This window comes from Nocardia sp. NPDC058497 (assembly GCF_042720195.1).
Taxonomy (GTDB): domain Bacteria; phylum Actinomycetota; class Actinomycetes; order Mycobacteriales; family Mycobacteriaceae; genus Nocardia.
On record NZ_JBHXMY010000852.1, the window covers coordinates 1 to 1,856 of the forward strand.

General features: G+C 70.9%; 2 protein-coding genes. Both read right to left on the reverse strand.

The features are described from left to right. Nucleotides 1-78: 78 nt before the first annotated feature. Nucleotides 79-1,497 carry a ribosome biogenesis GTPase Der gene (der, locus tag ACFWPJ_RS31760; RefSeq protein ID WP_378857060.1) on the reverse strand — a complete coding sequence of 473 codons (1,419 nt, stop codon included), beginning with the start codon at nt 1,495-1,497 and terminating at the stop codon, nt 79-81. Beyond that, nucleotides 1,494-1,856 (reverse strand): (d)CMP kinase (locus ACFWPJ_RS31765; protein ID WP_378857062.1); only part of this gene is annotated, 363 nt, incomplete at its 5' end. The genes der and ACFWPJ_RS31765, both read right to left, overlap by 4 nt.

The window sequence follows — 1,856 nt, forward strand, 5'->3', positions numbered from 1 at the left end:
AGCCGCGGGTGTTTTAAGAGCGCCCCGCCCACCGGGGGCGCGCCCGGGCCGGGGCCGGGGGGCTCGCGTGGTGACGATCTACTTCTTGCGTTCCTTCTTCTCGCGCACACGCACCGAGATGCGCACGGGCGAGCCGTCGAAGCCGAACTCCTCACGCAGGCGGCGTTCCAGGAAGCGGCGGTAGCCCGCCTCGAGGAAGCCGGTGGTGAACAGCACGAAAGTCGGCGGGCGGGTGCCTGCCTGGGTGGCGAACAGGACGCGGGGCTGGCGGCCGCCGCGCATCGGCGGCGGAGTTGCCGCGATGACTTCCTTGAGCCAGGTGTTCAGGCGGCCGGTGGAGATGCGCTTGTCCCAGGACTCGAGCGCGGTCTCCATCTGCGGCACCAGCTTGGCCACGGCGCGGCCGGTGTGGGCGGAGATGTTGACCCGCTGGGCCCACGGCACCCGCACCAGATCGCGATCGATCTCGCGCTCGAGCATGTAGCGGCGGTCCTCGTCGACCAGGTCCCACTTGTTGAACGCCAGCACCAGCGCGCGACCGGAGTCGGCGACCAGGCTGATCACGCGCAGGTCCTGCTCGGTGATCGGCACCGAGGCGTCGATCAGCATGATCGCGACCTCGGAGGCCTCCAGCGCCGACTTGGTGCGCAGCGAGGCGTAGAACTCGGTGCCCGAGGCATTGGAGACCTTGCGGCGCAGACCGGCGGTGTCGACGAACTTCCACACCTTGCCGCCCAGATCGACCAGCGAGTCGACCGGGTCGACGGTGGTGCCCGCGACATCGTGGACCACCGAACGCTCGTCGCCGGCGAGCTTGTTGAGCAGGCTCGACTTGCCGACGTTCGGCTTGCCGACCAGCGCCACGCGTCGCGGACCGGCGACACCGGTGCCTTCGCGCGGGGTCTCGGGCAGCGCGCCGAGCACGTCGTCGAGCAGGTCGCCGGTACCGCGGCCGTGCGCGGCCGAAACCATCCTTGGCTCACCGAGTCCCAGCGACCACAGGCTGGCGGCCTCGAGTTCGACCTTCTGGTCGTCGACCTTGTTGGCCACCAGGATCACCGGGATCTTGGAGCGGCGCAGCTTGCGCACCGCGGCCTCGTCCGTCGCGGTCGCGCCGACGGTCGCGTCGACGACGAGCAGGATCGCGTCGGCGGTCGCCATCGCCACCTCGGCCTGGCGGGCGACATGCTGCTGCAGGCCCTTGGCGTCGGGCTCCCAGCCGCCGGTGTCCTGCACCAGGAATCGGCGCCCGGCCCAGCTGGCCTCGTAGGAGATGCGGTCGCGGGTGACGCCGGGGACGTCCTCGACGACAGCTTCACGGCGGCCGAGGATGCGGTTCACCAGGGTCGACTTGCCCACGTTCGGGCGGCCGACCACCGCGACGGTGGGCATCGCGAGGTGTTCGTCACCCTCGTGCTCACCTTCGAAATCGGCGATTTCCCAATCGGCTTCGTCGGACCAGGTGCCGTCTCCGACCAGAACCTCTTCGTCGATCATCGCGAACCTCCTGTCGTGGCCGAAAGCTGCTGGGCCACCACGCGGTAGAGCTCGTCGATGGTCTCGTCCATCGTCAGGTCGCTGGTGTCGACGAGCACCGCGTCGGCGGCGGGGCGCAACGGCGACACCGTGCGGGTGGAATCGAGGGTGTCGCGACGCTGCACGTCGGCCAGCACGGCCTGGTAGTCGTCGCCGCGGCCCTCGCGGATGTTCTGGGCATTGCGCCGCTGGGCGCGCGCCGCCGCGGTGGGGGGCCGGGAGATGTTGGGGGCGGCGCCGGTGTGGCCCACGGGGCCGATGTCGCGGCCCCCGACCACCATACCCCCCGCCACAGCCCCGCACACCCCCCGCAACCGCGC

What these genes read in the sequence shown, in the direction of transcription:
- der (WP_378857060.1), bottom strand. Translation starts at nt 1,497, where the DNA reads ATGATCGACGAAGAGGTTCTGGTCGGAGACGGCACCTGGTCCGACGAA.